The sequence below is a fragment of the Rhizobium sp. PvP014 genome (assembly GCF_017876855.1).
GTDB classification, from domain to species: Bacteria; Pseudomonadota; Alphaproteobacteria; order Rhizobiales; family Rhizobiaceae; genus Neorhizobium; species Neorhizobium soli.
In genome coordinates this window covers 593,130-619,893 of the sequence record NZ_JAGIOT010000002.1, presented here as the reverse complement: position 1 = coordinate 619,893, position 26,764 = coordinate 593,130, and the positions used below count along the sequence as shown (strand labels likewise).

General features: G+C 60.1%; 21 protein-coding genes. 11 read left to right on the top strand and 10 right to left on the bottom strand.

Annotation, left to right across the window (positions count from 1 at the left end):
* Positions 1-47 precede the first annotated feature (47 nt).
* The gene (gene plsY / locus J3A65_RS07570) at positions 48-668 is read left to right on the top strand and encodes a glycerol-3-phosphate 1-O-acyltransferase PlsY (protein WP_113111019.1); all 621 of its coding nucleotides are present in this window, start codon (positions 48-50) and stop codon (positions 666-668) included.
* Positions 669-686: 18 nt separating this feature from the next.
* The gene (gene dprA / locus J3A65_RS07565; protein WP_209900598.1) at positions 687-1,829 is read left to right on the top strand and encodes a DNA-processing protein DprA; all 1,143 of its coding nucleotides are present in this window, start codon (positions 687-689) and stop codon (positions 1,827-1,829) included.
* On the opposite strand, the gene J3A65_RS07560 is transcribed toward dprA, so the two are convergent.
* Positions 1,809-2,012: a hypothetical protein gene (locus J3A65_RS07560; protein ID WP_062453210.1), complete on the bottom strand. Its 204-nt coding sequence runs from the start codon at positions 2,010-2,012 to the stop codon at positions 1,809-1,811. The two genes, dprA and J3A65_RS07560, sit on opposite strands and share 21 nt — an antisense overlap.
* A 245-nt stretch (positions 2,013-2,257) precedes the next feature.
* On the opposite strand from J3A65_RS07560, the gene topA reads away from it, so the two are divergent.
* The 5 genes from topA to rpmG all read left to right on the top strand — a co-directional run bounded on the left by topA (position 2,258) and on the right by rpmG (position 9,333).
* Positions 2,258-4,987 carry a type I DNA topoisomerase gene (gene topA / locus J3A65_RS07555; protein WP_209900596.1) on the top strand — a complete coding sequence of 910 codons (2,730 nt, stop codon included), beginning with the start codon at positions 2,258-2,260 and terminating at the stop codon, positions 4,985-4,987.
* Entirely contained in the window at positions 4,984-7,347 is a 2,364-nt protein-coding gene (gene rnr / locus J3A65_RS07550) for a ribonuclease R (RefSeq protein WP_209900594.1), read from the top strand. The genes topA and rnr overlap by 4 nt, the downstream gene beginning before the upstream one ends.
* A gap of 2 nt (positions 7,348-7,349) precedes the next feature.
* Complete coding sequence (locus tag J3A65_RS07545) at positions 7,350-7,805, top strand: DUF983 domain-containing protein (RefSeq protein ID WP_113167085.1); 456 nt, start codon at positions 7,350-7,352, stop codon at positions 7,803-7,805.
* An 86-nt stretch (positions 7,806-7,891) separates the two neighbouring features.
* Complete coding sequence (locus J3A65_RS07540) at positions 7,892-9,076, top strand: MFS transporter (RefSeq protein ID WP_062453213.1); 1,185 nt, start codon at positions 7,892-7,894, stop codon at positions 9,074-9,076.
* 89 nt (positions 9,077-9,165) lie between these two features.
* Positions 9,166-9,333: a 50S ribosomal protein L33 gene (gene rpmG / locus J3A65_RS07535; RefSeq protein ID WP_007626161.1), complete on the top strand. Its 168-nt coding sequence runs from the start codon at positions 9,166-9,168 to the stop codon at positions 9,331-9,333.
* A 756-nt stretch (positions 9,334-10,089) separates the two neighbouring features.
* Here rpmG and J3A65_RS07530 read toward each other — a convergent pair.
* Positions 10,090-11,469 (bottom strand): PleD family two-component system response regulator, encoded by a 1,380-nt coding sequence (locus J3A65_RS07530; RefSeq protein ID WP_062453214.1) that lies wholly within the window; start codon positions 11,467-11,469, stop codon positions 10,090-10,092.
* A 14-nt stretch (positions 11,470-11,483) separates the two neighbouring features.
* Positions 11,484-11,855, bottom strand: coding sequence for a response regulator (locus J3A65_RS07525; RefSeq protein WP_062453215.1), 372 nt, complete (start codon positions 11,853-11,855; stop codon positions 11,484-11,486).
* Positions 11,856-11,988: 133 nt separating this feature from the next.
* Here J3A65_RS07525 and J3A65_RS07520 point away from each other — a divergent pair, with 133 nt between their 5' ends.
* From J3A65_RS07520 to J3A65_RS07505, 4 genes are all read left to right on the top strand, one after another.
* Positions 11,989-12,297, top strand: coding sequence for a DUF3572 domain-containing protein (locus tag J3A65_RS07520; RefSeq protein ID WP_113111024.1), 309 nt, complete (start codon positions 11,989-11,991; stop codon positions 12,295-12,297).
* A gap of 1 nt (position 12,298) precedes the next feature.
* The gene (locus tag J3A65_RS07515; RefSeq protein ID WP_113111025.1) at positions 12,299-12,979 is read left to right on the top strand and encodes a hypothetical protein; all 681 of its coding nucleotides are present in this window, start codon (positions 12,299-12,301) and stop codon (positions 12,977-12,979) included.
* Positions 12,980-13,059: 80 nt separating this feature from the next.
* Positions 13,060-14,352 (top strand): DNA polymerase IV, encoded by a 1,293-nt coding sequence (locus J3A65_RS07510; protein WP_209900592.1) that lies wholly within the window; start codon positions 13,060-13,062, stop codon positions 14,350-14,352.
* A 118-nt stretch (positions 14,353-14,470) separates the two neighbouring features.
* Positions 14,471-15,835 (top strand): L,D-transpeptidase family protein, encoded by a 1,365-nt coding sequence (locus J3A65_RS07505; RefSeq protein ID WP_209900589.1) that lies wholly within the window; start codon positions 14,471-14,473, stop codon positions 15,833-15,835.
* 21 nt (positions 15,836-15,856) lie between these two features.
* Here J3A65_RS07505 and dnaE read toward each other — a convergent pair whose 3' ends face one another.
* The 7 genes from dnaE to J3A65_RS07470 form a co-directional block, all read right to left on the bottom strand.
* The gene (gene dnaE / locus J3A65_RS07500; RefSeq protein ID WP_209900587.1) at positions 15,857-19,348 is read right to left on the bottom strand and encodes a DNA polymerase III subunit alpha; all 3,492 of its coding nucleotides are present in this window, start codon (positions 19,346-19,348) and stop codon (positions 15,857-15,859) included.
* A 515-nt stretch (positions 19,349-19,863) separates the two neighbouring features.
* The gene (locus J3A65_RS07495) at positions 19,864-20,553 is read right to left on the bottom strand and encodes an ABC transporter ATP-binding protein (RefSeq protein ID WP_062453220.1); all 690 of its coding nucleotides are present in this window, start codon (positions 20,551-20,553) and stop codon (positions 19,864-19,866) included.
* Between the two features lie 6 nt (positions 20,554-20,559).
* Positions 20,560-21,867, bottom strand: a complete 1,308-nt coding sequence (locus J3A65_RS07490; protein WP_062453221.1) for a lipoprotein-releasing ABC transporter permease subunit — start codon at positions 21,865-21,867, stop codon at positions 20,560-20,562.
* Between the two features lie 107 nt (positions 21,868-21,974).
* Positions 21,975-23,297: a proline--tRNA ligase gene (proS, locus tag J3A65_RS07485; RefSeq protein WP_062453222.1), complete on the bottom strand. Its 1,323-nt coding sequence runs from the start codon at positions 23,295-23,297 to the stop codon at positions 21,975-21,977.
* A gap of 531 nt (positions 23,298-23,828) precedes the next feature.
* Positions 23,829-24,098, bottom strand: coding sequence for a DUF1467 family protein (locus tag J3A65_RS07480; RefSeq protein WP_113167090.1), 270 nt, complete (start codon positions 24,096-24,098; stop codon positions 23,829-23,831).
* A gap of 217 nt (positions 24,099-24,315) precedes the next feature.
* Positions 24,316-25,983, bottom strand: coding sequence for a ribonuclease J (locus J3A65_RS07475; protein ID WP_209900585.1), 1,668 nt, complete (start codon positions 25,981-25,983; stop codon positions 24,316-24,318).
* A gap of 8 nt (positions 25,984-25,991) precedes the next feature.
* Positions 25,992-26,762: a biotin--[acetyl-CoA-carboxylase] ligase gene (locus tag J3A65_RS07470; RefSeq protein WP_092661994.1), complete on the bottom strand. Its 771-nt coding sequence runs from the start codon at positions 26,760-26,762 to the stop codon at positions 25,992-25,994.
* Between the last annotated feature and the right edge of the window lie 2 nt (positions 26,763-26,764).

The window sequence follows — 26,764 nt, the reverse complement described above, 5'->3', positions numbered from 1 at the left end:
AAGGGTTGGAACGGGGCAAACCCGACTAGGGGCTTTGGGGGAAACACATGATAACCGACCTTCTAACCTGGCAGATCACGCTGCCGATCGCAGCCGGCGCGCTTGTTCTCGGCTATCTCTTGGGCTCGATCCCGTTCGGCCTGCTTCTCACCCGCGCCGCCGGTCTCGGCGACATCCGCTCGATCGGTTCCGGCAATATCGGTGCGACCAACGTTCTTCGCACCGGAAATAAGAAGCTCGCCGCCGGCACGCTTCTGCTCGATGCCTTGAAGGCGACGGTCGCAGCGCTGATCGGCTGGTACGCGTTCGGGCCGGAAGCGGGCATTCTTGCGGGCTTTGCAGCCTTCATGGGTCACCTCTATCCGGTCTGGCTCGGTTTCAAGGGCGGCAAGGGTGTCGCGACCTATATCGGCACGCTGCTCGGCGTTGCGCCGCTGATGGTTCTGGTGTTTGCGGCCGTCTGGCTGTCGGTTGCCAAGCTCAGTAAGTACTCATCGCTGTCCGCCCTGGTTGCAACCCTTGTCATTCCGGTTGTGCTGTGGTTCATACAGGAACCAAAGATTGCTGCCGTCATGGCTCTCATGACGATCATCTCCTTTATCAAACACAAGACCAATATCGAGCGGTTGATTGCCGGCACCGAAAGCAAGATCGGCCAAAAGGGCTAGTCCCTTAAAGGACCGATCATGCCGGGAAGCGGCGCAAGACGTATCGGAATTGCGCTCACCGAACGGCAGAAGATCGCGTGGCTGCGGTTGATCCGCTCCGACAATGTCGGCCCGGCGACATTCCGGGATCTCATCAATCATTGCGGCTCGGCGGAAAATGCGCTGGCCATGTTGCCGGAGCTGTCAGCGCGCGGCGGATCGACACGGGCAATCCGCATCGCCAGTGCCAGTGAGGCCGAACGCGAGCTGGAGATAGCACGCCGCCAGGGCGCACAGTTCATCGGCATCGGTGAACCCGACTACCCTCCCGCGTTGCGACAGATCGAGGCAGCGCCGCCGCTCGTTGCGGCAAAGGGCGATCTCTTCACCGCCAACCGCCCCTCGGTCGGCATTGTCGGCTCGCGCAACGCCTCAATCGCCGGGGCGAAGTTTGCGGCGGCGATTGCCAGAGATTGCGGCCGCGCCGGTTATGCGATCACGTCGGGACTTGCGCGCGGCATCGATGCGGCGGCGCACCGCGCCAGTCTCGATACCGGCACGATCGCGGTTCTGGCCGGCGGCCTCGACCGTCCCTATCCGCCGGAAAACGTCGCCCTGCTCGATGAGATCACCGCCGGCAGGGGCCTTGCCGTTTCAGAGATGCCATTCGGGTGGGAGCCCCGGGCGCGTGATTTCCCCCGTCGCAACCGGCTTATCGCTGGAATTTCGCTGGGCCTTGTTGTTGTCGAAGCGGCTGAGCGTTCAGGTTCGCTGATCACCGCAAGGCTTGCTGCCGATTTCGGCCGGCTGGTGTTTGCCGTCCCCGGCTCGCCACTCGATCCGCGCTGCCACGGTACGAACGGACTTCTCAAGCAGGGCGCCATCGTCACGACCGGCGCTTCGGATGTGCTGGACGCGTTGGCGCCGCTGTCCGATCTCGATAGATTTCAAAATACCGTCATCGAAGAGCCCGGCAGAGGCAGCACACTCCTGCCGCCCGATGACGACGACAGGACGCGCATCATTTCGGCGCTTAGTCCGACACCGGTCGATATCGACGATATCATCCGGCATACGGGTGTTGCCGCGGCCAGTGTCTATCTTATTCTGCTGGAACTCGATCTTGCCGGTCGGCTGCACCGGCACCCGGGCGGCATGGTCTCACTTGCTATGGAAGACTGATCGCGGTCGTCGCCCGGCCTGCACGTCGCCAGCCTCGACATAGGCCATCTCGATGAGGTAGCACAGCATATCAGCCCCCTCGCTGAGCGCGACCTGCCGCAACTCTGCCAGCATCTGCCGGATGTAGGCGATGTTGCGTGAATTCTCGTCGCCCCGTCCGTCCTTGTCACCGTGAGAGACCATTTCACATCCTGACAAATAGGGCGCGACACCGCCTAATATAACTATTCGTCACCTTATCAGCGCAGCTTAGAGATGTTTATTTAAGATTGCAACTAATTGCACATCACTCTCAGGTTGCAGTTCGTTGTATCCTACTAATTAACGATGACCTCTTGACCCCGGGACAAACGCCCGCCATGTCGGGAGACCAGATTTCCGCCTGGATCGTTACGAGACCGGGCAAAGCTCTATTGCAGAGAAACAAGATGAATGTAGTCATTGTAGAATCTCCAGCCAAAGCCAAGACCATCAACAAGTATCTTGGCTCGGGTTACAAGGTTCTCGCGTCTTTCGGCCACGTCCGCGACCTTCCTGCCAAGGACGGGTCGGTTTTGCCTGACCAGGACTTCGAGATGCTCTGGGAAGTCGACAGCGCATCCCAGAAGCGGATGAAAGATATTGCCGACGCCGTGAAAGGTTCGGACGCCGTTTATCTCGCGACCGACCCGGATCGCGAGGGTGAAGCGATTTCCTGGCATGTCCTCGACCTTTTGAAGAAGAAGAAGGTGATCGGCGATAAGCTGGTGAAGCGCGTCGTATTCAACGCCATCACCAAGAAGGCGGTTCTCGATGCGATGGCCAACCCGCGCGATATCGACGTGCCGCTGGTAGACGCGTATCTCGCCCGCCGCGCGCTCGACTATCTCGTCGGCTTCAACCTGTCTCCGGTCCTGTGGCGCAAGCTTCCGGGTGCCCGTTCTGCCGGCCGTGTGCAGTCGGTCGCGCTTCGCCTCGTCTGCGACCGCGAAACCGAGATCGAGCGCTTCGTTTCGGAAGAATACTGGAATATCTCTGCGCTTCTGAAGACACCGCGAGGCGATGAGTTCCTGGCCAAGCTGGTGCAGGCCGACGGCAAGCGTCTGCAGGGCAAATCGATCACGAACGGCGAGGAAGCCGGCCGCGTGAAGACGCTGCTCGATGGCGCCGCCTATAGCGTCGAGACCGTTGAAGCGAAGCCGGTCAAGCGCAATCCGGGCCCTCCGTTCACCACGTCGAGCCTGCAGCAGGCCGCGTCCTCGAACATCGGCTTCGGCGCGTCGCGCACGATGCAGGTCGCGCAGAAGCTCTATGAAGGTATCGATATCGGTGGCGAGACTGTCGGTCTCATCACCTATATGCGTACCGATGGCGTGCAGATGGCGCCTGAGGCGATTGAGCAGGCTCGTAGCGCCATCGTCGAGCAGTTCGGCCCGCGTTACATGCCCGAAAAGCCGCGCTTCTACTCCACCAAGGCGAAGAACGCGCAGGAAGCCCACGAAGCGATCCGTCCGACCGACTTCAACCGCACGCCGGACAAGGTTCGCCAGTATCTCGATGCAGATCAGGCGCGGCTTTACGAGCTGATCTGGAAACGCGGCATTGCCAGCCAGATGGCATCTGCTGAGATGGAGCGCACAACCGTTGAGATCTCAGCGACAAACGGCGCCGAGAAGGCTGGCCTTCGGGCCGTCGGTTCGGTCGTGCGCTTCGACGGCTTCCTCGGCGCCTATGTGGACCGCCGCGAAGAGGATGACAAAAGCGAGGACGACGACGAAGACGGTCGCCTGCCCGAGATCAACGCTCGCGAAAAGCTCGACAAGAACAAGGTCAACTCGAGCCAGCACTTCACCGAGCCACCACCGCGCTATTCGGAAGCATCGCTGATCAAGAAGATGGAAGAGCTCGGCATCGGCCGTCCCTCCACCTATGCCGCGACGCTGAAGACGCTGTCCGATCGCGAATACGTGATCATGGACAAGCGCAAGCTGATCCCGCATTCCAAGGGACGGCTGGTGACGGCGTTCCTAGAGAACTTCTTCACGAAATACGTCGAATACGATTTCACGGCGGATCTCGAAGAGAAGCTCGACAGGATCTCGGCTGGCGAACTGGACTGGAAGCAGGTTCTGCGGGAGTTCTGGCAGGACTTCTTCGGCCAGATCGAAGACACCAAGGAACTGCGCGTCACCAACGTGCTCGATGCCTTGAACGAAGCGCTTGCACCGCTGGTCTTCCCGAAGCGGGAAGACGGTTCGGATCCGCGCATCTGCCAGGTCTGCGGCACAGGCAACCTGTCGCTGAAGCTCGGCAAGTACGGCGCATTCGTCGGCTGCTCGAACTATCCGGAGTGCAACTTCACCCGTCAGTTGTCGTCCGAAGGCGGCGCGGATGCGGAAGCTTCCGGCCTCAACGAACCGAAGGAACTTGGGACCGATCCGATGACCGGCGAGCAGCTGACGCTGCGGTCGGGTCGTTTCGGACCTTATATCCAGCGCGGCGACGGCAAGGAAGCCAAGCGTTCCTCGCTGCCCAAGGGCTGGCTGCCTGACGATATCGACCATGAAAAGGCGCTGGCACTGATCAACCTGCCGCGCGACGTGGGCAAGCATCCGGAATCGGGCAAGATGATTTCGGCAGGTCTTGGCCGTTACGGGCCGTTCCTGCTGCATGACGGTGGCTATGCGAACCTGGAAACGATCGAGGACGTGTTCTCGATCGGTCTCAACCGCGCCGTCACCGTGATTGCCGAGAAAAAGGAAAAAGGCCCCGGCGGACGCGGTCGTGGCACACCGGCAGCGCTCAAGGACCTTGGCGCGCATCCGGACGGCGGCGCGATCACCGTGCGCGACGGCAAATACGGGCCTTACGTCAACTGGGCCAAGGTCAATGCCACGCTGCCGAAGGGCATGGACCCGCAGTCGGTAACGATGGAACAGGCGATGGCGCTGATCATCGAAAAGGGCGGCAAGGCATCGTCGGGCAAGGCCAAGGCGAAAGCGCCTGCCAAGAAGGCCACAGCAAAAAAGGCTGCTGCCAAGACAGAGGCGGACGCAACGACCGAGACCGCCACAAAGAAGTCGCCTGCCAAGGCTAAGACCGCAGCCAAGAAGGCGCCTGCCAAGAAGGCACCTGCCAGAAAGACAACCGCATCGAAGGCGAAGAAGACGGACACGTGAGAGAACCGAACGAGCGATCCAATCGCCAGCAGAAACGCGCCGCGAAGGCTGACCGTGGCGACAGCCAGTCGGCGAGCAGACCGGTAATTGTCCAGGGTGCGGTTCCTCCGCGCGATGTGCTGCTCCAGTTCATCGCTGACAATCCCGACAAGGGCTCGAAACGGGAGATTGCCAAGGCTTTCGGCCTGAAAGGCGATACGCGGATCGAGCTCAAGGATCTGCTGCATTCGCTCGAGGAAGACGGTCTTCTCACCAAGAACCGCAAGTCGCTCTCGCGTCCGGGCGCCCTGCCCCCGGTCACCGTGCTCGACATCACCACCCGCGACAAGGATGGCGAACTGATCGGCCGGCCGACGGAATGGCCGGAGGATCTGGGTGCTGCCCCTGCCGTGCTCATCCGTCAGTCGCATGACAGCCGCGGAAAGGGCAAGGCGCCAGCCGCGGGTCTCAACGATCGCATTCTGGCAAAGATCTTCCCGAACAAGGACCGCTCAGGTCCGGCCTATACGGCCCGCGTCATCAAGGTCATCGACAAGCGCCGCGGCGCGGCCCTCGGCGTCGTCCAGAGACTGGCTGACGGCGAAATGCGTCTTCTGCCGACCGAGAGGCGCGGCGAGGAAATGGTGATCGAACCCGAGGACATTGGAGACGCCAAGGACGGCGACCTGGTCGAGTCGGAAGTCGTTCGCAACGGCCGGTTCGGCCTGCCCCGCGCCCGCGTCCTCAACATTGTCGGTTCCGTCGGTTCCGAAAAGGCGATCTCGATGATCGCCATCTATTCGCACGGCATTCCGCACATCTTCCCGAACGAGGTGATGGAAGAAGCGCAAGCTGCAAAGCCGGCGAGCATGTCGAAGCGCGAAGACTGGCGCGACGTGCCGCTCCTGACGATCGATCCCGCCGACGCCAAGGATCACGACGACGCTGTTTATGCCGAGCCAGACACCTCGCCCGACAATCCGGGCGGCGTCATCGTCACCGTCGCGATCGCCGATGTCTCCTGGTATGTCCGCACCGGCAAGCCGCTCGACCGCGAGGCGCAGAAGCGCGGCAATTCCGTCTACTTCCCCGACCGCGTCGTACCGATGCTGCCGGAACGCATTTCCAACGATCTCTGCTCGCTGCGTGAGGGCGAAGACCGGCCGGCGCTTGCCGTGCGCATGGTCTTTTCCAAGGAAGGCCGCAAGGCCGGCCATACGTTCCACCGCATCATGATGAAAAGTGCGGCCAAGCTCTCCTACCAGCAGGCTCAGGCCGCCATCAACGGCGAGACCGACGACAAGACCGGTCCGTTGCTGGAGCCTGTCCTGAAGCCGCTGTGGGACGCCTACCGGATCATGACGATCGGCCGCGACCGTCGACAGCCGCTCGAACTCGATATGCCCGAGCGCAAGATCATGCTGAAGCCGGATGGCACGGTGGATCGTGTGATCGTGCCAGAGAGGCTCGACGCGCATCGGCTCATCGAAGAGATGATGATCCAGGCAAACGTCTGCGCCGCCGAAACGCTCGAGAAGAAGAAGCAGTCGCTGATCTACCGGATCCATGATGGCCCCTCGCTTGCCAAGCAGGAGACGCTGCGCGAGTTCCTGAACACGCTGGGCATTTCCATGGCTCGCGGCGGCCAGATGCGCTCCAACTCGTTCAACGGCATCCTGTCGCAGGCACAGGGCACGCCGCACCAGATCATGGTCAACGAGATGGTGCTGCGCTCCCAGAGCCAAGCGGTCTACAGCCCCGACAATATCGGCCATTTCGGCCTCAACCTGATGAAATACGCGCACTTCACGTCGCCGATCCGGCGCTATGCGGATTTGATCGTGCATCGCGCGCTGGTCGGGTCGCTCGGCCTCGGCGAAGGTGGGATCACGCCGGGCGAAGAAGCCCAGCTCGAAGATATTGCGGCAGAGATCTCCACCTTCGAGCGCCGCGCCATGGCGGCCGAACGCGACACGGTAAACCGTCTTGTCGCGCACCACCTCTCGACGAAGATCGGCGAGGAATTCCAGGGCCGCGTGTCCGGCGTGACCAAGGCAGGCCTGTTCGTGGCCCTGCCGACCTATGGCGCCGATGGTTTCGTGCCGGTGTCAACGATCGGCGACGATTACTATATCTATGACGAGGCGCATCAGGCGCTGACAGGCGAACGTTCCGGTCTCGGCTACCAGATCGGCGATACCGTCGATGTGAAGCTGAAGGCGGCAGTTCCGCTTGCCGGTGCACTTCAGTTTGAAATGCTGAGCGAAGGCAAGAAGCTGCCGGGCGGCGCCCGCTCGTTCCACAAGTCTGCGCGACGAGACAAATCTGGCGGACGGCCCAAAAAGCCAGGTACGCGCCCCTTCCGTGGCGGCAGGAGATAGCAATGCAGTCAGATGGCGAACAGACGGTCCGCTTCGGCGGGTCGGACCCGGTCGATCGACCTCTTGGCCGATCCATCAAACGGGGCCTCACCTGTCGCTGTCCTGCCTGTGGAGAGGGCCGGCTTTTCCGTGCCTTCCTGAAGCCAGTCGATCATTGTTCCGTCTGCGGTGAAGATATCTCCCACCATCGTGCAGACGACCTTCCGGCCTATCTCGTCATCGTCGTGGTTGGTCACGTGCTGATGACCGGCTACATGCTGACCGATATGATCCTGCGTGTCTCTCCTTGGGTCCACCTCGCCATCTGGGCACCGCTTGCGGTGCTTGCCGCCATCGCGACGATCCAGCCCATCAAGGGCGGTGTCATCGGCCTGCAATGGGCAAACCGCATGCATGGGTTCGGCGGCGGCGAGGACGGGACCGATTCGACCAGCGGTCCGAGCAACAGACCGAACTGATCATGGACCACCGTTCGTTACCACCTTCCCGTCCTATTTCATGCGTACGGACGTCCAGTCCGAAGCCGACTTGTAAGGAAGTCTGAATGCCTCAGCCGACGACCGACGAAAACGGCCATGTCGCGGAGATCCACTGGCCATCCCTGATCGCAGCCACCGCCGCCGTCAGCGCCGTGGGAATAGCCATGGGGCTCGGCCTGCCGCTGCTGAGCATCATCCTTGAAAAACGCGGTATCTCATCGACGCTGATCGGGTTGAACGCTGCCATGGCAGGCGTTGCAGCCATGGTTGCCGCCCCGATCACGACGAAATGTGCTCATGACTTTGGTGTGGCGCGCAGCATGATGATCGCCGTGGTGATCGCCGCCTTCAGCGCCATCTGTTTCTACTATGCTGACCAATTCTGGATGTGGTTTCCGCTACGCTTTACGTTCCATGGCGCGACCACGGCTCTGTTCATCCTTTCCGAATTCTGGATCAATGAAGCCGCGCCACCCAGACGACGCGGATTGGTCCTCGGCATATACGCAACGGTGCTGGCGGTCGGGTTTGCGATCGGGCCGATGCTGTTTTCGCTTCTCGGCAGCGATGGCGTGCTTCCGTTCATCGTCGGCGCACTCATTATCATGACGGCCATCATACCGATCTTTCTCGCCCGTCACGAAAGTCCGAAGCTAGACAGCAAGCCCGAGCGGCACTTCTTCCACTATATATTCCTCGTTCCCAGTGCGACGGCAGCCGTCTTCGCCTTTGGTGCAGTCTCGGTTGGCGGACTGTCGCTGTTTCCGATCTATGCGTTGCGCGAACAGATGACCGAATCGCATGCGGCCATCCTCTTGACGGTGATGGGACTGGGCAACATGGCCTTCCAGATCCCGCTGGGGATGATTTCGGACCGCATGCGTGACCGCAGGCCGCTTCTGACCGGCCTCGCCGTGCTGGGCGTTCTCGGCTCGCTGACGATCCCCTTCCTGATCGGCAACTGGATGATGACCGCGGTTCTCCTATTCATGTGGGGCGGCTGTATCTCCGGCCTCTACACCGTTGGCCTCGCGCATCTGGGCGCTCGCCTTCGAGGTGCCGATCTGGTCGCTGCCAATGCCGCCTTCATCTTCTGCTATGCCGTCGGCACGGTTGCAGGACCACAGGGCATCGGCGCTGCCATGGATGTCGCGGGCAATGACGGCTTTGCCTGGGCGCTGGCCGGTTTCTTCGGCTTTTACGTGGTTGTTTCGGGGGCTCGATGGTTTTTACCAACGAAACAAGGTTGACATTCTGACCGCGATTTGTAATTTCGCCCCAGATTTCGCCGTCGACCGTCTGCGTCCGCGGCTCCACTTTTCTTAAAGGCGCTAAGACCATGGCAAAAGCTACGACCATCAAGATCAAGCTGCTGTCGACGGCTGATACCGGTTTCTTCTACGTGACCACGAAGAACAGCCGTACGATGACAGACAAGATGACCAAGACGAAGTACGATCCGGTTGCCCGGAAGCACGTCGAATTCAAGGAAACCAAGATCAAGTAAGATCTGGTCCCTTAAAGGCATGAAAGAAGGCGCAGGCTGATCAGCCGGGCGCCTTTTTCTTTGCCTACTGTTTTCACGAGTGAGTACCAAAACGCAAAAAGCGCCACCGTCATTTCTGACAGCGGCGCTTTGATTGGGGGTCGACCGGCTTGCAATCGCGGCACGAGGAGCCGTTGAAATTGCTTGCCAGTCGACCGACCCCACGACCCAGGAGATGCGGCGGACCTGAGCATCATGGGGTATCTCGACGTAAGCTGAAGGAACCCTTCGCCCCGTTGAAACCAAAATTGCGCAAAATCAATGGAAAATCAACACATACTTAGATCAGTACGAAACTGTTTGGATATGATGGTTAAAATCCACACGCGTCTTTGTAGAAAGACGCTATTCCGGCTCTTCAATTGTTAGGTTTATTCTGAGCCAAAGCGTTTTTAGCTTTATCCACTCTACGGTGTTTGGTGCGAGCTCGAAGATTAGCCCGGCTTCGAGACGGAAGTAAAAGGCGATTATAAATCGTCAGCGAGAAGCAGGACTTTCTCGCTTCTGTGTAGATGCTACCGTATTGTTCGGCAATGCTCAAACAAAGCACCGGTCTTCCATTCCCGTATGCGTTTTATTTGGCTCGAAGCCGCGTACGAATCGTCAAATTTAATTGAGGAAACTGGGGGACGAGCGCTTCTTTATCAAAAAGCCTCGCTGCAAGACGAAAGATATTATATTAGCGTATTTTAATATACGACGATTCTCGTGCAAATCTTAAGCGGCGGCTGCAACGACTCGGTTGCGACCGCTGTTCTTGGCGTCGTACAGCGCACGGTCGGCTTGTTTCAACAACTGCTCCGGCGTTTCCGCTCCACTGCGGCTACAGGCAATGCCAAGCGAAGCTGTGATGTTCAGGCTGGCGCCAGTGCTTTTCAGCACGAACGGCGTCTGCTCGATGATGTTGCGCAATCGTTCGGCAATCAAAGCCGCGGCGGCGCTATCCGTATCGGGCATAACCACAACGAATTCCTCGCCACCGAACCGGCAGGCGAGATCCGCGCCGCGTACTGTGGACCGGATACGGGCCGCAACTTCCTTCAGCACCTCGTCACCGGCGTCGTGGCCGTGCGTGTCGTTGACCGATTTGAAGCGATCGATGTCGGTGATGCAGACGGACAGCGGCCGCCCACGGGCTGTTGCGCGGGCAAACAGCACCTTCATGTGATTGTCGAGATAACGGCGATTGTGCAGACCGGTCAGGGCATCTGTCACAGCCAGTTCGATCGTATGGCGCACGCTTAACCGCAGGCGGTCGTTGTAACGCTTACGCTTGATCTGCGTCAGGGTCCGGGCCACGAGTTCATTCGGATCGATCGGCCGGATGATGTAGTCGTTGACGCCGAGATCGAGCGCCCGGACGATGACCTGGTCGTCGCCATGTTCCGTCACCAGCAGCAACGGCAGGAATCGGGTCCGCTCCAGCGATCGGAGTTGTGAACAGAGCCTCAGCGGATCGTAGTCATCGAAATTCGTATTGACGATCACCAGATCGAACGGGTTTTCAGCCGCTTCGAAAAGGGCTGCCTGCGGATCGGAGATGGCAGTGATATCCGCGACCGGTTTCAGCGCCCTGACGATGCGTTCCTGCGAGCTTCCGCGGCCATCGACCAGTAGGACCTGCGCGACGTCGTCCTGAGCGTCCTGCCCCGCTGCACTCTTCATCATGTCCTGCAGCGTGAGATCCTGCGCGGTGTCGGACCGGATGCGCAGCTCGTCACTCAGCGTCTTCAGCCGCACGAGGCTTTTGACACGGGAAATCAGCTGCAGGTCGTTGACCGGCTTGGTCAGAAAATCGTCGGCACCGGCTTTCAGGCCGCGCACGCGGTCGGAGGGCTGGTCCAGCGCGGTGACCATGACAACAGGGATATGGGATGTCCGCGGATTGGCTTTCAGCCGCTCGCAGACTTCGAACCCGTCAATGCCCGGCATCATGATGTCGAGCAGGATGACATCGACATGGGCCTGTTCACAGATCGCCAGCGCCTTGTAGCCGTCATCGGCAGTCAAAACGTCGAAATATTCCGCAAGCAGGCGTGCCTCGAGCAGCTTCACGTTTGCGGGAATGTCGTCGACTACCAGGATCCGTGCCGTCATGTCATTCTCCGACCTTACGCGTCGCCAAGATACGTCTTGATGGTCTCGATGAACTTCGGCACCGAGATGGGCTTCGAAACATAGGCTTCGCACCCGCCCTGTCGGATTCGTTCCTCGTCGCCCTTCATCGCGAATGCGGTGACGGCGATGACCGGTATGACGTGCAGTTCGTCGTCTTCCTTCAGCCACTTGGTCACTTCCAGACCCGATACTTCGGGCAGCTGGATATCCATCAGGATCAGATCCGGACGGTGACGGCGGGCAAGATCCAACGCCTCCATGCCATTGCGCGTCTGGATCGTCTCGTAGCCGGACGCTTCGATCAAATCGCGGAAGAGCTTCATGTTCAGCTCGTTGTCTTCGACAATCATGACCCGTTTGGGCATGTCGATCCGTTCCTTAAATCGCGCCTTGCAAGCGTGCTTTCAGTCTATAAGCTTTCCGAACACGAGATTCTTTAAGCCACTAGCGGCACACGTTAAGGGCATTTGGTTGAGAAATAGGTAACTTGAGCAGGCGATGAGGTTCGATCCGTTGAATAACAAGGCACCCGCCGCAGCCCCCGAAGAGACGGCCGGCGCAATCCTCAGCTGGCTTGCGGACGAGCCCGACATGTTTTCAAGGTTTCTGGCGCTGTCCGGTCTCCAGCCCGGTCAGCTGCGTTCTGTGATCGACGATCCGGGCTTTCTCGGCGGAATGATCGATTTCCTGATGAGCCACGAACCGACCCTGATGGCTTTTTGCGAAGCGACTGAGACGAGACCAGAAACGGTCGCCGCAGCCTCACACTATTATTCCAAGCCTGCACTCGATTCGGGCGACTACTGAGATGGAGAACTCTTCCGGCGTTGCCCTCGATTTCTCCCATGTCCAACTGGGCGACCGCCCGCTGGTCGTATGCGACGTCGATGACGTCGTTCTGGACTTCGCGGCACCTTTCACCGAGTTCATCAAGGCAGAGGGGCTGGAGCTGCTGCCGCGCTCCTTCCGCCTCACCGGCAATATCGTTTCGGTCGAAACGCAGGTCCCTATCGAGGAAGCGGACGTCAAACGCCTGATCGGCGCGTTCTTCGACCGCCAGGAAGACTGGCAGACGCCCTCTGCGCTTTCGATCGAGACCCTTAAGGCGATCGGTAAGGCTGCAGACGTCATCTTCCTCACTGCCATGCCGCCACGCTATCAGGAACAGCGTCGCCGGCTTCTCGACCGGCTCGACCTCACCTTCCCTCTCGTCGCGACGGAGGAGAAGAAAGGCCCTGTCATGCAGATGATCCATGCCGCGCGCCCCCTTCCCTCGGTCTTTATCGATGACATGGCCCACAACCTGCATTCGGTCCGCGACCACGTCGAGAACTGCCTGCTGATTCACATGATGCCGGACAGTCCTCTGCACCAGCTTGCTCCGAAGCCTGATCAACCGATCATCCGGGCCACAGACTGGCCGCATGCCGCAGAGATGATCGACGCCTACATCCTGTCCCACATCCCGCATCATCGAACCGCAAAATAGTGGTTGAAGGATGTGCGTTCTACTCTTGAGAGGTTGCAGCTTACGGCCTATTGTCGGAATGTTCAACCTTTGTTCCGCCGATGACAGTCGTACCAAATCACAAGCCCGGCTTCTGTCGAGACTGCTTTACCGAGCAGAAGGCAGAGGTGCGACGGTGTCGCGCCTGCGGCAGTCCACGGCTGGTGTATCACCGCGAACTTCATGACCTGACGCTTGCGCATATCGACTGCGATGCCTTTTACGCCACCATCGAGAAACGCGACGACCCGAGCCTTGTGGACAAGCCGGTGATCATTGGCGGCGGCAAGCGTGGCGTGGTGTCGACCGCCTGCTACATCGCCCGCATCAGCGGCGTCCGGTCGGCAATGCCGATGTTCAAGGCGCTCGAACTCTGCCCGGATGCGGTCGTCATCAAGCCGAACATGGAGAAATACGTGACTGCCGGCCGACAGGTGCGGCAGATGATGATGGATCTGACGCCGCTGGTGCAGCCGATCTCGATCGACGAGGCGTTTCTGGAACTGGCAGGCACCCAGCGTCTGCACCACGATCAGCCCAGCCGCATTCTCGCAAAGCTCGCAAAACGCGTCGAATCCGAGATTGGCATCAGTATTTCCGTCGGGCTCTCCTACTGCAAGTTCCTCGCCAAGGTCGCTTCCGACCTCGAAAAGCCGCGGGGTTTTTCGGTGATCGGTCGCGCAGAAGCCGTGGAGTTTCTGGCGACCCGACCGGTCACGACGATCTGGGGCGTCGGCCGGGCTTTTGATGCGACGCTGGAGGCGGACGGCATCCGCACCATCGGGCAGTTGCAAGCCATGAACGAGGCCGACCTGATGCGCCGCTACGGCACGATGGGCCAGCGCCTCTATCGTTTGTCTCGCGGTATCGACGACCGCGAGGTGCATCTCAACGACCCGGCGAAAAGCGTGTCGGCCGAGACCACGTTCTTCGACGACATCTCCCGCCACGACGACCTGGTCCCGATCATGCGCCGGCTTTCGGAAAAGGTGTCTAAACGACTGAAGAGCGAGGACCTTGCAGGCCAGACGGTGGTGTTGAAATTGAAGACCGCGGAGTTCAAGAGCCGCACCCGCAACAAGCGGCTGGAAGACCCGACCCAGCTTGCCGACCGCATCTTTCGCACCGGTATCTCCATGCTGGAGCGGGAGACGGATGGTACAAAATTTCGCCTGCTCGGGATCGGCGTCACCGATCTGACCGACCCTGCCCGTGCAGATCCGCCGGATCTCGTGGATGTTCAGGCCGGACGCCGGGCGGCTGCGGAAGCGGCCATGGACAAGCTGCGTGAGAAGTTCGGAGCTGCGGCCGTCGAGACCGGCTATACGTTTGGCGACAAGCGCCGCGACCGATAGTTTCAATCAAACGTGATTAAATCTTTCCTGCTAAACTTGACGAGATCAGCGCGGATGCAAACCTTCGTTAAACCTCGCTCGGTAAAATGCGGCTCAAGTTTTGCGTATGAGGTTTAGCATGATGCGTCGCCTGGTTTTGGGGTTCTGTCTGATGTCTGCGACGATGCTGTCGCCTCCAGCGTTTGCAGCGGACAGTGCTCCCCTGCAGATCATCGTTTCCAAGGACAAGCAGTCGCTGACCGTCTACGAGGGCGAGACCGTGGTCGCCAGGTCGCGGATATCGAGCGGCAAGGCCGGGCACGATACGCCGACCGGCATCTTCTCCATCCTTGAGAAGCGGAAATACCACGAGTCGAACATCTATTCGAATGCACCGATGCCGTTCATGCAGCGAATCACCTGGTCAGGTATCGCGCTGCACGAGGGCAATGTTCCGAACTATCCAGCGTCGCACGGCTGCGTGCGCCTGCCGAGCGGTTTTGCGACCAAGCTTTACGGCCTGACCGAGCGTGGTGCGCATGTGATCGTGACCGACGCGGACGTGGTGCCGCAGCGCATCGAGGACGTCGTGCTGTTTTCGCCGCGCAAGCCTTTGCCTGCCGGCGCGCTGATGACCGATGTCGATCTTCGCACCGCATCGATCAAGGCCTCGCCGAAGAAGCCGGTGGAAGTGGCGATGAATGTCGCGCCGGCCAATCCGAACCGCGCCACGGATGCTCTTCCGACGCAGCCTGATGATCTCGAGGAAGCGCAGACGCACGCGCTGCGCATCCTGATCACGCGGCGTACCGACCGCGAGACGCTGATGGACGCCCAGAAGTTGCTGGAAGAAATGGGTTTTGAGACCGGCGGCTCCGACGGCTATGTCGGGCCGCTGACCCGCAGCGCCGTTGCCGGCTTCAAACGCTGGAAAGGCCTGAAGCAGACGGGCCCGATGATAAGCGGCGAGTTCATCGACGCGCTTTACGCCTCTGCCGGCCAGCCGAAGCCACCTGCCGGCCAGATCATGGTGCGGCAGAATTTCGAACCGCTGTTTGAGGCCCCTGTCGGCATCAAGGCGCCGGAAGTGGCCCTCGGCACGCATCTCTTCACTGTCGACAAGATCGATCGCTCGATCGAATCAGCCGATTGGCACGCGGTGACGTTGCCGAACGTGCTGTCCGATGCGACGATGAAGCGGCTGGGGATCACCGTGGCGGCCGATGCGAAACTGCCGGGTGCCGCAAAAGCCGCACTCGACCGGATCGAGATTTCGCAGGACGTTCGCGACCGGATCGAGACGCTAATGGCGGATGGGACGTCGGTCACGATCAACGACGAATCGCTTGGACCGGAGACAGGCAAGGGCACCGATTTCGTCACGCTGACCAAGTCGTCGAAAAGCGAGATGGTGGCAGTTCAGGATATTGGCTCAACGCCTGCCGCCGAGCCGCGCGCCAAGCGCAGTGTCATCCGTTACCAAGGCGGCGTCGGCCTCTACTGAGGCCAACGCCACCGCGGTCGGTTAGACCAGTTCCACATCCAGCACACCGGGCGCCGCCTTCAGAGCGGCGGCGATTTCCGGCGAGATACGATACCGTTCCGTCAGTTCCACCTCGATCTCGCGCTTGCCATCATCCTTGATGACGATAAACGAGACGAGGCCATCGCCGCGGGCATTAAGATGCCGGGCGACCGTCTTCAGCGGCCCTGAGTCGCGCACGAAGACCCGCAGCGCCTTCTGCATGCGGACCGACTGTTCCTCCAACGACTGCACCGTCTGGATCCGCAGGCCAATGCCTTCCGGACGCTCGTCGGCCTGAACGGTGATGACAAGCGATTTTCCGGGCTCAAGCAGATCGCGGTACTGAGCAAGCGCTTCGGAAAACAGCACCGCCTCGAACTGACCGGTGGAATCGGAAAACATGACGATGCCCATCTTGTTGCCGGTGCGCGTCTTGCGTTCCTGCCGACCGGTGACGGTCCCGGCAAGACGGCCGGCGGTGGCGCCTGCCCTCACCGCCGTCGAGAAGTCGGCGAAGGTCTGGACGCGCATCTTGTCGAGCACCGCACCGTAGGTATCGAGCGGATGGGCCGACAGGTAGAAGCCGAGCACCTGATACTCCCGCATCAGCATTTCAGACGGCATCCACGGATTGAAGGTTGGAAGCACGAGTTTTTCCGGACCGCTTGCCGCACCCGAGCCGAAGAAATCGGACTGACCGGAGACCTTCTCCTCCTGGGCGCGCTGGGCATAGCCGATGACGCGGTCCATACCGGCGCTGAGCTGCGCCCGATCGAAGCCGAAGCAATCGAAGGCGCCAGCGGCGTTGAGGCTCTCAAAGACGCGGCGGTTGATCTGCTTTGGGTCGATGCGCAGGCAGAAATCCTCGATCGACGCGAAGGGCGTGTCGCCGCGGACTTCGACGATGTGATCGACGGCGTTTTCGCCGACGCCCTTGATGGCGGCGAGCGCGTAATAGATGCGGTTGTCACCTGTCTCGAAGCGGCGGAACGAGGTCTGAACCGATGGCGGAATGACCTTGATGCCGAGCCGGCCCGCGTCTTCGCGGAAATCGTTCAGCTTTTCAGTGTTCGCCATATCGTAGGTCATCGACGCGGCGAGGAACTCGACCGGGTAATGCGCCTTCATATAGGCCGTCTGGTAGGAGACGATGGCGTAGGCGGCGGCGTGAGATTTGTTGAAGCCGTAGTTGGCGAACTTCGCCAGCAGTTCGAAGATGTTCTTCGCCTGCGGCTTCGACACACCGTTCTTGATGGCGCCACTGACAAAGCGCTCGCTCTGCTGGTCCATCTCGGCCTTGATCTTCTTGCCCATGGCGCGGCGCAGAAGGTCGGCTTCGCCGAGCGAATAGCCCGACAGGACCTGGGCGATCTGCATCACCTGTTCCTGATAGACGATGACGCCCTGGGTTTCCTTGAGCAGATAATCGATCGACGGATGGACCGATTCGATTTCTTCCTCGCCGTGCTTGCGGGCATTGTAGGTCGGGATGTTTTCCATCGGACCCGGGCGATAAAGCGCCACCAGCGCAATAATGTCCTCGATACAGTCCGGCTTCATGCCGATCAGCGCCTTGCGCATGCCGGCGCTTTCCACCTGGAACACGCCGACGGTCTCGCCGCGTGACAGCATCTGGTAGGTCAGTTCGTCATCGAGCGGGATCTTGGCGAGATCCACAACGATATCGCGCTTCTTGCAGAATTCGACCGCGGTTTTCAGAACCGTCAGCGTCTTCAGTCCGAGAAAGTCGAACTTGACCAGACCGGCCTGCTCGACCCATTTCATGTTGAACTGGGTGACCGGCATGTCGGAGCGCGGGTCGCGGTACATCGGCACCAGCTTCGACAGCGGGCGGTCACCGATGACGATACCGGCGGCGTGGGTCGAGGCGTGGCGGTAGAGACCTTCGATCTTCTGGGCGATATCGAGAAGACGGCCAACGACCGGCTCCTTGTCGACCTCTTCCTGAAACTTCGGCTCTTCCTCGATCGCCTTTGCCAAGGTGGTCGGATTGGCCGGGTTGTTGGGCACCAGTTTGCAGATGCGATCGACCTGGCCATAGGGCATTTCGAGAACGCGGCCGACGTCGCGCAGTGCTGCGCGGGCCTGCAGCGAACCGAAGGTGATGATCTGCGCCACCTGCTCGCGGCCATATTTGCGCTGCACGTAGCGGATCACTTCTTCGCGGCGATCCTGGCAGAAGTCGATGTCGAAGTCGGGCATCGAGACGCGGTCGGGATTGAGGAAGCGTTCGAACAGCAAAGAGAAGCGCAGCGGATCGACGTCGGTGATCGTCAGCGCATAGGCAACCAGCGAGCCTGCACCGGAACCGCGGCCCGGACCGACCGGGATGTTCTGCAGCTTTGCCCATTTGATGAAGTCGGCAACGATCAGGAAGTAGCCCGGAAACTTCATCTTCTCGATGACGCCGAGCTCGAAATCGAGCCGTTCGCGATAATCCTGCTCGGTGAAGCCCGCGGTGATACCGAGTTCGGCCATCCGGTTCTCGAGACCTTCGATGGACTGGCGGCGAAGCTCGGCCGTTTCGGCGCGCTCTGCCTCTGCCGGATCGTCGGTGGCGCCGGTAAAGCGCGGCAGGATCGGGCTGCGGGTATGCAGAATAAAGGAGCAGCGCTTGGCGATCTCGACCGTGTTTTCGAGTGCTTCCGGCAGATCGGCGAACAGCTTTGCCATTTCGGCGCGGCTTTTCAGATAATGGTCCGGCGTCAGGCGAAAGCGGGTATCGTCGGATACGATCGCATTGTGCGCGACTGCCATCAGGGCATCGTGGGCGTCATAATCGGACTGGCCCGGGAAGAAGGCTTCGTTGGTGGCGACCAGCGGCACATCCTGATCGTAGGCAAGATCGATCATCCGCTGCTCATGGCGGCGGTCGTAAGTGCCGTGACGCTGCAGTTCGATATAGAGACGATCGCCAAAGATCTGCTTCAGGGACAGGAGGCGCGCCTTGGCGAGCGCGGTGTTGCCATCCTTCATTGCCACGTCGACAGGGCCACCGGCAGCACCTGTCAGCGCGATCAGTCCTTCGGTGCCGCCATCTTCCAGCCAGGCGCGGCAGATATGCGTTGCCGCCTGCCCTTCTCCATCGAGATAGGCGCGGCTGACGAGATCCACCAGCCGCTCGTATCCCTTGGCATTGGCGGCAAGCACAACGATTGCCGGCAGCTTCGCCAAATGGCCGTTGCGGCGCTCGTCTGGCTGATCCTCCATGTCAATCGACAGCTGGCAACCGATGATCGGCTGAATGCCATCACCGATGGATTTTTGGGCGAATTCCAGCGCGACGAAGAGATTGTTGGTATCGGTGACGGCGATCGCGGGCTGATTGTCCGCGATGGCCTTGGAGAGGATTTTCTTAAGCGGCAGCGCACCTTCCAGAAGCGAATAGGCGGAATGGACGCGCAGATGCACGAACTGTGGCGTCGCTCCCAAATCCTCCGATTCCGATTGTAAAGTCGCTGCGTCCGCCATCTGATACCCATTCCTTGAATCGGGTCATTGTCCGGCGCGGGGGCTTCAGAGTCGAGTCAAGAATGGTCTTCTCAACCTCTTTCCGCTTGCGCCCGCCAGCTGGGCGAGCACGGACCGGCTCACATCACCAGCATGATCATCGACAAGCTGGCAACGAAAGTTGCAATGGAGGCGAATGCGGCAATATCACGAAGAAGGTCAGTCATCGTCGTCTCCCGTGTTCGTTTATGTTGGCACTTTGTTCTCTTTTCGTGCCAACGTCAATAGTAGAACAAAACGGGAATAGAAGATTCTGACCGATGGTTAATGCTGCTTGCTGGCTGGAGGTAACCAGCGCTCCATAGGACCAAGCCGTTGCCGGCCGACGCACGCGGTCGGCAGCCAAACGCCAGCCATCGCTGCGGATCGCTGACGTGACGTCATTCCATGGCAGCAGTGTCCATCGCACGCCCCTTCGAGGATGTGACGATGGACACTATCGGATCAGGGGCACGCTATGGGGATCAGTGCGTTCGCTAGAACTCGACGACTTTGCCGCCTTCGATCGTGACGCGACGATCCATGCGGGCAGCAAGATCATGATTGTGAGTGGCAATCAGTGCAGCAAGCCCTGACTGGCGCACCAGCGCCTCCAGCGCTTCGAACACGTAGGATGCCGTCTTCGGGTCGAGATTGCCGGTCGGTTCGTCGGCCAGCAAAAGGCGGGGCGCGTTGGCCACCGCACGGGCAATCGCCACGCGCTGCTGTTCACCACCCGACAGTTCCGACGGGCGGTGTTCGCCGCGATGACCGATTCGCATGTAATCGAGAAGCTGGCCCGCGCGTTCGCGCGCTTCCCCCTTCGAAAGGCCGCCAATCAACTGCGGCATCATGATGTTTTCGATCGCCGTGAATTCCGGCAGGAGATGGTGAAACTGGTAGACGAAGCCGATGTCGGAGCGACGGATCGAGGTGCGCTCTTCATCCGACAAACCGTTGCAGGCCCGACCGCCGATCGTCACATCGCCAGCGTCCGGATGTTCAAGCAGGCCTGCCAGATGCAAGAGCGTCGATTTGCCGGTACCGGACGGGGCGACGAGCGCCACGATCTCGCCGCTCACGAGCGAGAAGTCTGCCCCGTTGAGGATCGACAGGCTCGTCTCCCCCTGGCCGTAGTGACGTTCGACGCCTGAGAGATTGAGGACGGTTTTACGCGGGACAGCCATGGAGACCTATTCGTATCGGAGGGCCTGGACAGGATCGAGCTTCGAGGCTCTCCATGCCGGGAAAATGGTGGCGAAGAAGGACAGGACCAGCGCCATGATGACGACCGAGAAGGTCTCGCCAAAACTCATTTCGGCCGGAAGCTGGCTGAGGAAATAGAGCTCCGGATCAAAGAGGATGGTGCCCGAGACCCAGGAGAAGAACTGTCGGATCGATTCGATGTTGAGGCAGACGATAACGCCGAGCGCGACGCCGGCAAACGTGCCAACGATGCCGATAGCAGCACCCGTCATGAAAAAGATCCGCATGATGGCGCCGGAACTCGCGCCCATCGTGCGCAGGATTGCGATATCGGAGCCCTTGTCCTTCACCAGCATGATCAGGCCCGAGATGATGTTGAGTGCCGCGACCAGCACGATCAGGGTCAGGATCATGAACATCACGTTGCGTTCAACCTGAAGCGCCGAGAAGAACGTCTGGTTGCGTTGGCGCCAGTCGGTAATGAAAATCTGGCGACCGGCAGCCTGCTCCACCAGCGGACGCATGTCCTCGACATTGTCGGGGTGATCGATGAACAGTTCGATCGACTGCACCAGCCCTTCGGCATTGAAATAGAGCTGCGATTCCTCAAGCGGCATGTAGATGATCGTCGCGTCATATTCCGACATGCCGATCTCGAAGACACCCGACACCGGATAGGATTTAACGCGCGGATTGACGCCCATCGGTGTCACGTCGCCTTCGGGCGAAATCAGAGTGATCTGGTCGCCGGCCGAAATGCCGAGCTGCGAGGCAAGCCTGGACCCGACGAGAACGCCCTGCCCCGATGCAAAGCCGACGATATCGCCCTGCTTGATGTTGCCGGCGACTTCCGTGACCTTTTCAAGGTCTTCCGGCCGTACGCCGCGCACAAGAGCGCCGGAACCGGCGCCACCCTTGCCGGATGCCAGCGTCTGTCCCTCGACAAGCGGCAGGGCCATCTTGACGCCGGGAACGGCAGCGAATTTCTTGGTCAGTTCGGCGTAATCGGTGAACGGCTGGTCGATCGGCTGGATCACCATATGGCCGTTGATTCCGAGAATGCGGGAAATCAGTTCGGTGCGGAAACCGTTCATGACCGCCATAACGATGATCAGGGTGGCGACGCCGAGCATGATGCCGACGAAAGAAAAGCCCGCGATGACCGAGATGAAGGCTTCCTTGCGGCGCGAGCGCAGGTAGCGCCAGGCGACCATTCGCTCGAACGACGAGAAAGCGCCAGCCCGCGGAGACTTGTCGACCTTCTCTGGTTCACCACTCGTCGCGATGCTCGCCATTCACGCTTCCTTACACATGGAGCGCGCGGGAGGCTTCCCGCGCTGCTGTATCAGATATGCCTGCCTAGCCTGTCGTCAGACTGGCCCGGCGAGACGTCGGTGTCCGATCATCCGGCGACGCGGTTGAGCGCCGCTTCGAGCGTCATGACGTCACGGGCTGCGGACTTGCGGTCCTTGACCTCGACCTCGCCGTTGGCGGCGGAGCGCGGACCGACGATTATCTGTACCGGAACACCGATCAGATCCGCTGTCGCGAACTTGGTGCCGGCGCGTTCGTCGGTATCGTCAAGCAGCACGTCCTTACCGGCCTTGTTGAGCTTTGCGTAGAGATCTTCCGACAGACGATCGCATGCCTCGTCACCGGGCTTCATGTTGATCACCACGACATCGAACGGCGCAACGGATGCCGGCCAGATGATTCCGTTATCGTCATGCGATGCTTCGATGATGGCGGGAACAAGGCGTGTCGGCCCGATGCCGTAGGATCCCATGTGGACAAGATGTTCCTTGCCATCAGGGCCCTGCACCTTTGCGCCCATCGGCTCGGAATATTTCGTGCCGAAATAGAAGATATGGCCGACTTCGATGCCGCGGGCAGAGAGGCGATCGGCATCCGGGATCTGATCGAAGGCCGATTCGTCGTGCATTTCGGACGTTGCAGCGTAGACCGATGTCCACTTGTCAAAGATCGCCTGCATGCCGGCGACATCGTCGAAATCGGTGTCTTCGCCGGGAATGTCGAAATTGACGAAGTCGCGGTGCGAAAACACTTCCGACTCACCGGTTTCGGCAAGGATGATGAACTCGTGGCTGTGGTTGCCGCCGATCGGGCCGGTATCGGCACGCATCGGAATGGCGCGCAGTCCCAGCCGATCGAAGGTGCGCAGATAGGCCGCGAACATCTTGTTATACGAATGGACGGCGTCTTCCTTGTTCAAATCGAAGGAATAGGCATCCTTCATCAGGAATTCGCGCGAACGCATGGTGCCGAAACGCGGACGGATCTCGTCGCGGAACTTCAGCTGAATATGATAGAGGTTGAGCGGCAAGCTTTTGTAGGACTTGACGTAGGACCGGAAGATATCCGTGATCATTTCCTCGTTCGTCGGTCCGTAGAGCATCGGCCGCTCCTGGCGGTCCTTGATGCGCAGCATTTCCTTGCCGTAGGCGTCGTAGCGACCGCTTTCCTGCCACAACTCGGCCGACTGCAGCGTCGGCATCATCAGCTCGACGGCGCCTGCCCGGTTCTGCTCTTCGCGGACGATCTTGTTGACCTTGTCCAGCACGCGCTTGCCAAGCGGCAGCCAGGAATAGATGCCCTGGCTCTGCTGACGGATCATGCCCGCACGCAGCATCAGCCGGTGCGAGACGATTTCCGCTTCCTTGGGGTTTTCCTTCAGGATGGGCATAAAATAGCGGGACAGACGCATGGACGTTTCCGGTTTCCGAGGCGTTCCCCAGATAACAAGGGAATCGGCCGTTTCTTGGTTTAAACTTTGACGGCGTACATAGCCGTTCGAGGGCGCAAATGGAACCCATAGCGCACGCTGCGGAACAGCAGATTGCGCTTGCAACGACTGGAGCTCAACGGTTTGATGACAAGCCCTGCGACAAATTCGTCCACGGGAAATTTTTGCCAAACTGTGTCAAAAATGCAAAAAAATCGAGTGACAAAGCACATTCGTTGGGCTAGGTTCAGCTCACAAAAGAGGCAAGGAGTTCAAATTCTTGCCAGTTCGCGGTCAAGTCTTGGGAGGATCAGATCTCTGGCGCGCTCGTCGCAGCCCCGGCAACGGAATGAGTATCACGCGAAACTGAAAAACAAGGCTTAACCGCCTTGTTTTTTTTTGGCCTGCTCACAGGCCGGGCCGCTTCTGCAGAAATCCAGAACGAAAGCTGCAATTCGTCGCTGCTATGCCTGAAGAAAATGACAGCCGGATGACACGTCCGCCAGCAGCGCCCTACTCAAATGTCGGCATGAAGTTGGGAATGCTGTCGATCCCGAAGCCGAAATAGGTGGAGGCGAGATGGTAGGTGAGGTAGAGCGCCGCCGAGATCACGGTCGTCAACAAGATGACCCTGCCTCCGCGGAATCGAACGGGCGCACTTTCAACCGTCCCGATCATCACTTCCCCATCATCCTGCTGACTGCGATAGCCAAGCGGCAGGACGGCGAACAGAACCGTCCACCAGAGAATGAAATAGATCGCAGCGACGGTCAGCAATGGCATGATGTGTCTCCTCCGCACTACCTATAGAACAGAGGATGCCGGGCGCAAAGGACGAGGTCGATATTTCCCGTCCGGCCAAGCTCTGCGAGATTGATTCCGCAGACGCAGCCAACATGCTGAAATGCTGACACATCTGCCCGGCCCCGAACCCTCTTGACGCTTACAGCGAGAAGAAGGTGTCGGAGGCCGCGGGCAGACTTGGTTTGGCGACGGCGCCTTAGACCTTGGAGACGAACACCGTCACGACCGGCTTCTTGCCCCAGGCCAGGTTGGCGGCGGAGCGGACGGAGCGACGCACGGCTTCGCGTAGCATGTCGAGATCCTTGCGGCGGGCGCGCGGAATGCTTTCGATGGCATTGAGGACCGCGTCATAGAGCGTGTCTTCCATGTCCTCGCCCTCATAGTCGAGCTCGGGCATGCCGAAGGCGACGACATCGGGATCGCTCAGGAAGTCGAAGCGGCTGTCGAGCAGGACGTTGACGGAGACGTGACCGGCAAAGGAGAGCTTGCGGCGGTCGCCGATGCCCATTTCCTCGAAGTCGCCGATCAGCTTGCCGTCCTTGAAGACGCGGCCATGGGGCGCATCGTCGATGACCTGGGCCGGACCTGGTGCGAGACGCAGGATATTGCCGTTGCGAACACGCGGTATGTTTTTGATGCCGGCGGTGGCGCCAAGCGCTGCCTGGGCGGTAAGGTGGGCTGCCTCGCCGTGAACAGGCACGAGGATCTCCGGTCTCGTCCACTCGTACATCTTCAGAAGTTCATTGCGGCGCGGGTGGCCGGAAACATGCACAAGCGCATCCGAGTCGGTGATGATCTTGATGCCCTGTTCGATCAGCGCGTTCTTGATCTCGATGATCGGCTTTTCGTTGCCCGGAATGGTGCGCGAGGAGAATACGACCGTATCGCCAGCTGCGAAGGCGACGTTGCGCATCTCGTCGCGGGAGATCTTGGCAAGCGCTGCGCGCGACTCGCCCTGGCTGCCCGTCAGGATCACGACGACCTTGTCGCGCGGGATGTAGCCGAACTCGTCTTCGGAGATGAAGGGCTTGATGCCTTCCATGATACCGAGATCACGGGCAACGGCAACGACGCGCTTCAGCGACGAGCCGAGCAGCAGCACTTCGCGGCCGGCGGCGTCCGCTGCTTCGGCGATCGAGCGGATGCGGCCGACATTCGACGAGAAGGTGGTGATCGCCACCCTGCCCGCAGCATTTTGGATGACCTGGCGCAGGCCTTCCGACACTTCTTCTTCGGAGGGGGAAACGCCTTCGCGCAGCGCATTGGTGCTGTCGCACATCAGTGCGAGAACGCCCTCGTCGCCGATCGCGCGGAAACGGTTCTCGTCGGTCAGTGGCCCGAGCGACGGCGCATGGTCGATCTTCCAGTCGCCGGTATGGACGACATTTCCGAGCGGCGTGCGGATGACCAGCGACATCGGCTCTGGGATCGAGTGGTTGACGCCGACGGCTTCGATCTCGAACGGGCCGACATTGATGCGGTCGCCAGCCTTGAAGATGGTGATCGGGATTTCGGCGCGCGTGCCTTCGTAATTCCGCTTTGCTTCCAGCATGCCCGCGGTAAACGGCGAGGCGTAGACCGGCACGTTGAGGCCGGGCCACAGATCATTCATGGCGCCGTAATGATCCTCATGCGCGTGCGTGATGATCATCGCCTTGATGTTTTTCTTCTGGGCCGTCAGAAACCGGATATCGGGTAGGACAAGATCCACGCCTGGCAGGTCCGGACCTGGAAAAGTGACGCCGCAATCGACCATGATCCACTGCCGCTTGTCCGGCGTTCCGTAGCCGTAGAGAGCGAGGTTCATGCCGATCTCACCCACGCCGCCAAGCGGCAGGAACACCAGTTCGTCCTGTTTAGCCATTTTTATTGTTATTCCGTTCTTGCAAAAAATACATCGCCTGCTGCGATCGGCATCAAAGAGCCATGGCCGGTATCAAGCAGCAGAAATCCAGTGTCATCGATACCTGCGAATGTGCCGTTTAGCGAGCGCTCAGGTAGATTTACCGTAATTTTCTCACCAATTCCGCATGCGACGCGGCGCCATCTGTCGACGACTGTGGTAATACCCCGACCCTCGTCCCATTCCTCCAGAACTGTCGCCATCTCCCTGAAAAGATGTGCGAAGACATCCTCTGGCGACGCAGAAGACCCTTGGTCGTGGAGACGTGTGACACCGTAGGGTGCGCTATCGGGCATGTGGCGAATATTGATGCCGATGCCAATCACGAGCGCACGGTGGCCGCCCGGAAGCGCTTCGCTTTCAATGAGGATACCGCAGGTTTTCTTGCGGCCGATCAGGATATCGTTCGGCCATTTGACCTCGAGCGGCTCTCCACCGGTGGGAAGAACGGCCCGCAGGGCGGCGTGAACAGCGACAGCGACAGCAAGCGGGAGCGACGAGAGGCGCTCTGGTGGCGCCGGATCGATCAGCAGCAGCGAGGCATAGAGATTGCCGGGCTCTGACGTCCAGGCGCGGCCGCGGCGACCACGGCCGTCTGTCTGGCGGCTGGCGGTCAACCACAACAAACCGGCTTCGCCCGCACGGGCGCGGGCGAGGCATTCTGTGTTGGTGGAGCCGACCTCGTTCAGGGCTTCGTGACGAAACGCATCGAGCGACAGGCTTCGGCCCCTCAACGTCATCC

Bases quoted from the DNA above. Each gene is read 5' to 3' on its own strand.
- plsY (WP_113111019.1), top strand. From the start codon at position 48: ATGATAACCGACCTTCTAACCTGGCAGATCACGCTGCCGATCGCAGCC.
- dprA (WP_209900598.1), top strand. From the start codon at position 687: ATGCCGGGAAGCGGCGCAAGACGTATCGGAATTGCGCTCACCGAACGG.
- J3A65_RS07560 (WP_062453210.1), bottom strand. From the start codon at position 2,012: ATGGTCTCTCACGGTGACAAGGACGGACGGGGCGACGAGAATTCACGC.
- topA (WP_209900596.1), top strand. From the start codon at position 2,258: ATGAATGTAGTCATTGTAGAATCTCCAGCCAAAGCCAAGACCATCAAC.
- J3A65_RS07545 (WP_113167085.1), top strand. From the start codon at position 7,350: ATGCAGTCAGATGGCGAACAGACGGTCCGCTTCGGCGGGTCGGACCCG.
- J3A65_RS07540 (WP_062453213.1), top strand. From the start codon at position 7,892: ATGCCTCAGCCGACGACCGACGAAAACGGCCATGTCGCGGAGATCCAC.
- rpmG (WP_007626161.1), top strand. From the start codon at position 9,166: ATGGCAAAAGCTACGACCATCAAGATCAAGCTGCTGTCGACGGCTGAT.
- J3A65_RS07530 (WP_062453214.1), bottom strand. From the start codon at position 11,469: ATGACGGCACGGATCCTGGTAGTCGACGACATTCCCGCAAACGTGAAG.
- J3A65_RS07525 (WP_062453215.1), bottom strand. From the start codon at position 11,855: ATGCCCAAACGGGTCATGATTGTCGAAGACAACGAGCTGAACATGAAG.
- J3A65_RS07520 (WP_113111024.1), top strand. From the start codon at position 11,989: ATGAGGTTCGATCCGTTGAATAACAAGGCACCCGCCGCAGCCCCCGAA.
- J3A65_RS07515 (WP_113111025.1), top strand. From the start codon at position 12,299: ATGGAGAACTCTTCCGGCGTTGCCCTCGATTTCTCCCATGTCCAACTG.
- J3A65_RS07510 (WP_209900592.1), top strand. From the start codon at position 13,060: ATGACAGTCGTACCAAATCACAAGCCCGGCTTCTGTCGAGACTGCTTT.
- J3A65_RS07505 (WP_209900589.1), top strand. From the start codon at position 14,471: ATGATGCGTCGCCTGGTTTTGGGGTTCTGTCTGATGTCTGCGACGATG.
- dnaE (WP_209900587.1), bottom strand. From the start codon at position 19,348: ATGGCGGACGCAGCGACTTTACAATCGGAATCGGAGGATTTGGGAGCG.
- J3A65_RS07495 (WP_062453220.1), bottom strand. From the start codon at position 20,553: ATGGCTGTCCCGCGTAAAACCGTCCTCAATCTCTCAGGCGTCGAACGT.
- J3A65_RS07490 (WP_062453221.1), bottom strand. From the start codon at position 21,867: ATGGCGAGCATCGCGACGAGTGGTGAACCAGAGAAGGTCGACAAGTCT.
- proS (WP_062453222.1), bottom strand. From the start codon at position 23,297: ATGCGTCTGTCCCGCTATTTTATGCCCATCCTGAAGGAAAACCCCAAG.
- J3A65_RS07480 (WP_113167090.1), bottom strand. From the start codon at position 24,098: ATGCCATTGCTGACCGTCGCTGCGATCTATTTCATTCTCTGGTGGACG.
- J3A65_RS07475 (WP_209900585.1), bottom strand. From the start codon at position 25,983: ATGGCTAAACAGGACGAACTGGTGTTCCTGCCGCTTGGCGGCGTGGGT.
- J3A65_RS07470 (WP_092661994.1), bottom strand. From the start codon at position 26,762: ATGACGTTGAGGGGCCGAAGCCTGTCGCTCGATGCGTTTCGTCACGAA.